Origin of the sequence: Radiobacillus sp. PE A8.2, assembly GCF_045635475.1 — a bacterium.
GTDB lineage: Bacteria > Bacillota > Bacilli > Bacillales > Amphibacillaceae > JBJGXI01.
On the sequence record NZ_JBJGXI010000002.1, the window covers coordinates 32500 to 41251 of the forward strand.

Annotated in this window: 8 protein-coding genes; 3 read left to right on the forward strand and 5 right to left on the reverse strand. The window is 37.7% G+C overall.

What is annotated here, in order from left to right:
* Positions 1-59: 59 nt before the first annotated feature.
* From rpoZ to ACI6MV_RS01445, 5 genes are all read right to left on the reverse strand, one after another.
* Positions 60-266 (reverse strand): DNA-directed RNA polymerase subunit omega, encoded by a 207-nt coding sequence (rpoZ, locus tag ACI6MV_RS01425; RefSeq protein ID WP_407268012.1) that lies wholly within the window; start codon positions 264-266, stop codon positions 60-62.
* Positions 263-883 (reverse strand): guanylate kinase, encoded by a 621-nt coding sequence (gene gmk, locus ACI6MV_RS01430; RefSeq protein WP_407268013.1) that lies wholly within the window; start codon positions 881-883, stop codon positions 263-265. Before gmk ends, rpoZ begins: the two co-directional genes overlap by 4 nt.
* Positions 884-898: 15 nt before the next feature.
* Positions 899-1159, reverse strand: coding sequence for an extracellular matrix/biofilm regulator RemA (gene remA, locus ACI6MV_RS01435; RefSeq protein ID WP_407268015.1), 261 nt, complete (start codon positions 1157-1159; stop codon positions 899-901).
* Between the two features lie 84 nt (positions 1160-1243).
* Positions 1244-2161, reverse strand: coding sequence for a YicC/YloC family endoribonuclease (locus tag ACI6MV_RS01440; RefSeq protein WP_407268016.1), 918 nt, complete (start codon positions 2159-2161; stop codon positions 1244-1246).
* Positions 2162-2251: 90 nt separating this feature from the next.
* Positions 2252-4900: a calcium-translocating P-type ATPase, SERCA-type gene (locus ACI6MV_RS01445; protein ID WP_407268017.1), complete on the reverse strand. Its 2649-nt coding sequence runs from the start codon at positions 4898-4900 to the stop codon at positions 2252-2254.
* Between the two features lie 132 nt (positions 4901-5032).
* Here ACI6MV_RS01445 and ACI6MV_RS01450 point away from each other — a divergent pair, with 132 nt between their 5' ends.
* The 3 genes from ACI6MV_RS01450 to ACI6MV_RS01460 all read left to right on the forward strand — a co-directional run bounded on the left by ACI6MV_RS01450 (position 5033) and on the right by ACI6MV_RS01460 (position 8749).
* Positions 5033-6760 (forward strand): Rqc2 family fibronectin-binding protein, encoded by a 1728-nt coding sequence (locus ACI6MV_RS01450; protein ID WP_407268018.1) that lies wholly within the window; start codon positions 5033-5035, stop codon positions 6758-6760.
* A 112-nt stretch (positions 6761-6872) separates the two neighbouring features.
* Complete coding sequence (locus tag ACI6MV_RS01455) at positions 6873-7889, forward strand: NADH:flavin oxidoreductase/NADH oxidase (protein ID WP_407268019.1); 1017 nt, start codon at positions 6873-6875, stop codon at positions 7887-7889.
* A gap of 491 nt (positions 7890-8380) precedes the next feature.
* Positions 8381-8749, forward strand: a complete 369-nt coding sequence (locus ACI6MV_RS01460; RefSeq protein ID WP_407268020.1) for a hypothetical protein — start codon at positions 8381-8383, stop codon at positions 8747-8749.
* Positions 8750-8752 lie beyond the last annotated feature (3 nt).

Here is an 8752-nt window from a genome sequence, read left to right on the forward strand (position 1 = left end):
TCTTTCTTATCTCTCAATGAAAAACGATTTCTAAACTACATAAGGAGAATAATTAGTGATTACTCTTCCTCACTACCTATATAAGTTAATTTGTCAGCCTCAATTTCTTCTAAAGCAATCCCTACATATTTATGTGATTTTGGATCTTTCACCCGTGGATCTCTATTATCTTGCAGCACGCGCGCTCTTTTTGCAGAAAGTGTAACTAATGTATACTTTGAATTAATTTTTTCTTGTAATTTATCAATTGATGGCTCTAGCATCATGTCAAATCATCCTCCAATATTTTTTTGTATTGTTTAGAAACTCGTTCCCGCTTGCAATGTTCACTTTGGACGATTGATTTAATTTTATCAACAGCATTAGAGATTTGATCATTAACGACAACATAGTCATACGCGTCCATCATTTCAATCTCTTCTCTAGCAGCGACTAACCGGTTCATAACAAGGTCTTCTGTTTCTGTGCCGCGATTAACGATTCTATTCTTTAACTCATGTAAACTCGGAGGAAACAAGAATATAAAAACACCTTCTGGGAAGTTTTGCTTCACTTGTAAGGCTCCTTGTACTTCTATCTCAAGGAACACGTCTTTTCCTTCCTCTAACGTCTGTTCTACGTAATCACGAGGTGTCCCATAATAGTTACCAACATATTGCGCATACTCAAGTAAGTTATTATTTTCAATCATTTGTTCAAAATCTTGTTTGGATCTATAAAAATAATCAATACCCTCTTGCTCACCCTTACGCATCGGTCGAGTTGTCATCGATATGGAGTATCGTAAGTCAGTAGCCTGTTCAAACAACGCTTTTCGCACTGTTCCTTTTCCAACACCCGAAGGCCCCGACAAAATAAATAAAATTCCCTTCTCATCAATCAAAGTGCTTCCTCCTAGCTATTCATCCGAGATCTCTTCATGACTAATCACACGCTGTCCAACAGTTTCCGGTTGAACTGCTGATAAGACAACATGATCACTATCCGTAATAATTACGGCTCTCGTTCTGCGGCCATATGTAGCATCCACTAATTTATTATTTTCTCTGGCCACCGTAATAATACGTTTAATTGGAGCAGATTCCGGAGAAACAATTGAAATAATTCTTCCTGCCGAAACAACATTTCCAAATCCTATATTTATTAAACTTAAGCTCAAAAAAAGCTCCCCCTTTAATTATAGACAAACATCTATACTTTCAATATTTCTATTATATGAGAAACAGTGTAAGAAACACAATTATTATTCTATATTTTGCACTTGTTCTTTTATTTTCTCAATTTCACTTTTCAATTGAACAACTAATTCACTAATTTTAACATCATTCGATTTAGAACCTACAGTATTTGCCTCACGATGCATTTCTTGCACAATAAAGTCTAGCTTTCTGCCAACAATACTTTGATTTGTAAGCAGGTGATCGAATTGTAAAAGGTGACTTTCTAAACGTGTGATTTCTTCTGATATATCGCCTTTTTCTGCAAGCAACGCCACTTCTTGCACAATTTTTGACTCATCTGAAATGAAATCTCCTATGTAAGACTCTAACCTCTTTTTAATTCGATCACGGTATTCTATTATAACAATATCTCTCCGATCACCCAAAACTTTTACTATATTATTAACTAATCGTAGTCTAGACGTTAAATCGGTTATTAATTCATTTCCTTCTTTTTTTCGCATTTCAAGCACTTGTTTCGCTGCATTTGTAACAATAGCTACGATTGTTTCTTCCATCCAATCAGCGTGCTGTTCTTTTTCATCAACTGTTAGTAAATCTGCTTGATTGACCAGATGACCAATTTCAATTGTTCCACCAAGCTGATAACGATTTTGTATTTCTTTTAATTTATGTATGTATTGATCTACAAGGTCCCAATTTACAGTCAGCTTTCGTTCAAGTATTCCCTCTCCGTCAATCGTAATAAACACTTCTATTCTGCCACGATGAAAATAACCCTGGATAATTTTTTTAATCTTATCTTCCTTGCTTAAAAGCGAGCGTGGAATTTTTGTCGTAATATCTAGAAAACGATGATTCACACTGCGTATCTCGACAGAAATATTTTGGCCATTAATCGAATCAACTGCTCTACCATATCCAGTCATACTATTACCCATATTATACACATCCATTTTAAATACTTCATCCACCATCATAACAAAAACTAATACCCGATGATAGATGGAAGCACTCTGGGTGAAAATAAAAACCCCTCCTAGCTAGAATGCTAAGAGGGTGCGAAATCCCTATTTTTTTGAAAAACCAAAAAACAGCGTAGGTATTGCACTAAATGCCAAGATTAATATCCAATCTCTCATCGCCAAATCTACGGTGTGAAAGACATCTTGTAAGGGCTCGAAATAAATAACAACGAGTAAAAGCAATACAGATGAAATCACGGCTCCAACTAAATATAAATTTTGAAACGGGTTCCTTGCAAAAACGGATACCTCACTTCTACAATCAAACACATGAATCAGTTGGGCCATTACTAACGTTGTAAATGCAATCGTTTGTGCATATTGAAGGTGGTCTGGATTACCTTTATAAGCAAGCATAAATGCAAGAAGGGTAATGATCCCAATCAACAATCCTCTACTAATAATTTTAAAACCTAAGCCCCTCGCAAATACCCCTTCTTTTGGATTTCTAGGTTTATTTTTCATCACATTTGCTTCAGATTGATCTAGCCCTAAAGCCATTGCTGGAAGTCCATCTGTTACAAGATTTACCCACAATATTTGAACAGGCGTTAGTGGTAACGGTAAACCTAGTAGCATCGCAAACAACATCACTAATATTTCACCTACATTTGAAGCAAGTAAATACCGAATAAATTTACGTATATTTTCATAAATATTACGACCTTCTTGTATAGCCGATTTTATCGTAGCAAAGTTATCATCTAATAATACGAGCGCCGATGCCTCTTTGGCTACATCTGTTCCACTTAGTCCCATACTAATACCAATATCACTCGCTTTAATTGCTGGCGCGTCGTTAACACCATCTCCAGTCATTGCAACCACATGGCCCTTTTTCTGAAAAGCTTTTACAATCTTCAACTTATGCTCTGGTGTTACTCGGGCAAACACGTATACTTCTTCAATCACTTCGCTTAATTGATCTTCATTCATTTTACTTATTTGATGCCCTTCCAGTACTTTTCCGTTAGCTGGGATCAAATCTAATTGTTTGGCAATTGCGTGTGCTGTTTTTGCATGATCACCTGTAATCATGACGGTTTTAATACCGGCTTGTTTACATTCAGCAATTGCTTGTTTTACTTCTTTTCTCGGTGGATCAATGATCCCGTATAGACCAATAAATGTCATATCCTTTTCTAATAATACATCTTCTAACACTTGATCAGGTCTAATCGATTTGATACAAACCGCAATCGTTCGCAATGCTTGTCCAGCCATTTGATTGATTGCTTGGTCAATTTTATTTTGATCTTTCGCGCGTATTGCTCTTTTGGAATCTTGCTCTTGTATAAATGTTGTACGAGACATGAGTACATCAGGTGCACCCTTTGTAATTACATACCGATTACTTTTCTCGTCTTCAACAACTACGGTCATCCGCTTTCTGTCCGAATCAAATGGGATTTCATGTACTATCTTAAAACGGTCGGTCTCTTCTATCGTTATATTTGCTTTCCGAGCTGCAACGAGCAATGCGCCTTCGGTTGGATCACCATCTATTTCCCACTTGCCTTTTTTACGGTTCAAGCTCGAGTGATTACATAATGCACCATACAACAATAACTTATTTAAGCTTGGATCTGCCACTTCTTTTTTATTTTGCATAAATGAGCCAGTAGTATCGTAGCCTTCGCCTGTTACAAAAAAAGCTTCATGATTTAAATAAATCTCCTTGACCGTCATTTGATTTTCTGTCATCGTTCCGGTCTTGTCAGAGCAGATGACAGAAGCACTACCTAGCGTCTCAACCGCAGATAATTTTCTTACAATTGCTTTTTTCTTAATCATTCGCTGCACACCAAGTGATAACGCGACCGTAACAATCGCCGGTAATCCTTCTGGTATCGCTGCAACCGCTAAGGAAACACCTGCAAGAAACATAGAATAAAGTGGATGTCCTTGTACAACACCAATAACTACTACAAATGCAGTTAAAATTAAAGCAATAACGATTAATATTTTACCTAATTGTGCAAGTCTTCTTTCTAAAGGAGTTGCTACCTGTTCAGTATTCACGAGCAGCTCAGCTATTTGACCCATTGCCGTTTTCATTCCGGTTCCGACGACTATACCTGTTCCACTACCTCTAGTAACAAGCGTCCCCATAAATGCCATGTTCTTTTGGTCTTGTGCCTCAAGATCTTGATGTTGCATTGTATAGGCATATTTATCCGCTGGTAATGACTCACCTGTAAGGGCAGACTCTTCAATTTCCAAACTGCTTGAGTGAATGATGCGAATATCTGCTGATACCCGGTCACCACTTGTTACTTTTATTACGTCACCAACAACAAGATTTGCTGAAGGGATTTTCACCCAATGACCATCTCGTCGCACACTTGCCATTGGTGCCGAAAGTTCTTTTAGTTTTGATAATGATTTTTCTGCTTTTTGTTCTTGAAAGAAGCCAATTAAGCCATTTACCATCACAATAATCATGATCGCAATTGCATCAACATACTCACCTAATAATCCAGATAAGAGTGTTGCCGCAAGTAATACTAATACCATAAAATCCTGGAATTGCTTTAAGAACACAAGCAAGAGCGGTGTTTTCTTGCCGTCATTAAGTACATTAGCTCCGAATTGCTCTAGCCTCTTTTCAGCATCTTCTGAAGACAGCCCATTATCTTTACTTACATTTAATTTTCCCTCTATATCTTCTGCGTCCAATTGGTACCATTTCACATAGCATTCCTCCATGTTATGATTGCGTCTGTTGTATATGTATTCATACTTGTCCCAAAAAATGCTATAATAATTACTTGGTACACGGAGGAACTATACCGGTACACTTCTACTACAACGAGGTGATTCCCCATGGCGTTCGATGGAATAGTTACGCGAGCGATTACACATGAACTAAAATCTACTTTAACCTCTGGTAGATTAATGAAAATATATCAACCAACGGAATTAGAACTTATTTTCACAATCAGAAGTCAAGGGAAAAATCATACACTCCTCTTGTCTGCACACCCTAGCTATGCACGCTTTCACTTAACAAATGACAGTTATCAAAATCCAAAAGAACCACCAATGCTTTGTATGCTGTTGCGGAAACATCTGGTCGGTAATTTTGTTGAGGACATTGTGCAATATGAAAATGAACGGGTCGTATCCTTTCATTTTCGTGGTAAAAATGAAATTGGTGATGTCACACAAAAAACGTTGATTATAGAAGTAATGGGTAAACATAGTAATATATTGCTGGTTGATAAAGAAAAAGGTCATATCTTAGACAGTATTAAACATGTTTCACCAGCACAAAATCGTTACCGTACCCTACTGCCAGGACATCAGTACAAACTACCACCAAGTCAAGATAAGCTTAATCCTTTAACGATTGATGAAGAAACCTTTGTGAAAAAACTAGATTTTAATTCAGGAAAGTTAGATAAGCAGATCTTAAGTACGTATATGGGCTTTTCACCGGTAATTGCAAAAGAAATTACTTATCGTGCCAACTTAGGGACGATAGAAACGTATAAATCGGTTTTTCGTGACATCCAGTCAAAGCTAATTAACCATGAATATGAACCAAATCACATTAAACTTGAACAAAAGGATGATTTCTACGTATTACCTTTATCGTTTGCTTCTGAACAGATAAATACTTTTCCTACTGTAAGTGCGATGCTCGATGATTATTATTCTGGTAAAGCAGAACGAGATCGTGTGAAGCAACAAGCTGGAGATTTGATGCGTTTTCTTAAAAATGAGCTCGATAAAAATGTAAGAAAAATAAAAAAGCATAACCAAACGTTACAAAAAGCGGAAAAAGCAGAGCATTTTAAACATCTTGGAGAATTGTTAACTGCTTCACTACACACAGTTAAAAAAGGTGATAAAACGGCTAGTATAGTTGACTACTATGATCCGCCCCAGAAACAAATTTCAATTGAGTTAAATCCGAATAAAACACCGAGTGAAAATGCACAAAGTTACTTTAAAACGTATAATAAATTGAAAAAATCAAAACAAATGGTACAAAATGAGATGGTTAAAGCAGACCAAGAAATCACGTATTTAGAAGAATTAATCCAGCACATTGCAGAAGCCCGAGAACAAGATATTGAAGAAATCAGAGAAGAGTTACGCGAGCAAGGTTATATAAAAACTAAAGCGAAGCATAAAAAGAAGAAAAATAAACCACATACACCGGACCCAGAACAATTTTACGCAAGTGATGGTACATTGATCTTAGTTGGGAAAAATAATAAGCAAAATGAATATTTAACGACTAAGCTCGCTGCAAAGGACGACATTTGGCTGCATACGAAGGACATTCCTGGATCGCACGTTGTGATTCGTGATAAAAATCCAAGTGAGCAAACATTGCTCGAAGCCGCTAATTTGGCAGCGAGTTATAGTAAATCAAAAAACTCAGCCTCTGTACCTGTCGACTATACTTTAATACGACATGTTAAAAAGCCAAACGGTGCTAAACCTGGTTACGTAACCTATGATAATCAAAAATCATTATTCGTCACACCAGATTTGGCTCTTATTGAAAAACTAAGACAAAAGCCTGAATCAACTCTATAAAGATAGGAAGCAAGTATAAAGCAGTATACTTGCTTCTTTTTTATTTGCGATTTAAGATTATTTTCAATGAAGTGATCCATTAAATCCACCGAAATAGAGAGGAAGAAAAGTTATGCACTTATTAGAACCTTTTCAACTTAAAGATTTGCAGCTAAAAAATCGAATTGTTATGCCACCGATGTGTCAATATTCTGTTGCCACTAAGGACGGAATCCCAAATGACTGGCATTTTACCCACTATACGAGCAGAGCAATTGGTGGTACTGGCTTCATCATTATAGAAATGACCGATGTTGAACCAGATGGTCGTATTACTGATTTTGACCTTGGCATTTGGTCTGATCAACATATACCGGCCTTTGAAAGAATTATAAAAAGTTGTCAAAGCTACGGTGCAAAAGTCGCCATTCAAATTGCGCATGCAGGGAGAAAAGCACAAGATGCCGATCAACCTGTGTCAAGCTCAGATATTGCTTTTTCCGATACATTTAAAAAACCTCACGCTCTTACGACAGAAGAAGTTTACGACATGATTGATAAGTTCGAAGCCGCTTTTAAAAGAGCTGTAGAAGCTGGTGTCGATGCCATCGAAATTCACGGTGCACATGGCTATCTAATCCACCAATTCCAATCAGAACTTACCAATCAGAGAACTGATGAATTTGGAAAAGATAAAAGTCTTTTTGGGGTTGAGATTATTAAACGTGCACGTAAAGTAATGCCTGATTCGATGCCACTTATAATGCGTATCTCTGCAGTAGAATTCGATCCGAACGGTTATGATTTGAGTTATGGAATCGAACTAGCTAAAAAGTATAAACAAGCAGGAATCGATATGTTACACGTCTCGTCTGGCGGCGAAAGTACGAACGGTCCCACGTTTGCTGGACCTGGCTACCAAGTCGAATATGCAAAAGAAATGAAGCAAGCATTGGGTATTCCAGCCATTGCTGTTGGTAGAATTGAAGATCCTATGTTGGCTGAACAAGTGATAAAAGAAGAAAAAGCTGATCTTATTGCGGTAGGCAGAGGCATGCTAAGTAATCCTTACTGGGCTAGTGCAGCATCGATCGCTCTAGGTAGCGAACCTTTAACACCACAGCCATATTCGCGTGCTTATCGGTTATAATTTCATAATTGAAGTGAATTCCGGCGTAACGTAGTGCTCGTGATTTCCGCTTCAGGTAGTCGCTTTTCGCTAGTTTAAAGCGTTTTTCTATAAACCGGCACGGCTTCAGCTAACTTAGAAGCAAAATGCGCTACTGAGTGGATCTTCAGCTCGCGCTGTCCCGCAGGAGTCGACTACCTAGAGCTCCAATCACCCGATTTAAAGAGAAATCCCGTTAGCAGCGGAGGAAATCCACTTCGACTCCTGCGGGAATAGTGGCCTAAGTGAGACCCCGCAGCGCGAAAGCGCGAGGAGGCTCACTAGCCCCCCCGCGGAAAGCGAAGTGGATTTCCGGAGCGGGTTAACCACTCTCCAAGTTACGACGCATACTAGCTACTTAGCGCAAGCAACAATTTTCAGAAAAATAATTTGAATTTAAAAGGAATCTGTCCTTGTTTGTCGAATATATCACAAAGATATAGATATTATTTGACAAATTAGGAGGAATTATCATGTTTAAGAAGAAATTGCTTGTTTTATTGTCGGTTTTAACCTTTGTATTCATCCTTGCTCCAACGGTAAGTGCTGCAGAAGTAGATGACGATTGTGGTTGTCATGATGGTGTACGTGATGTTACTGGTGCGGAGAAAAACAAAATTGTTTCTAATTTACTGAAGAGTGATGAATGGAAGGCAATGAAGAAGGATGTTAAAGCGTTAGGTTATAAATGGAATGGTGTTAGTGGTATTGAAGTTCAGGAGCAATATGACCAATATTTAGTGGTCATCCCATTTTTAACTAATGATCGTTCAGAGGTTCATTATTTGCCTTACATGAATGGTCAATTCCTTGCTCCTTTTCCAGTACCCGTTCCATTTTAATAA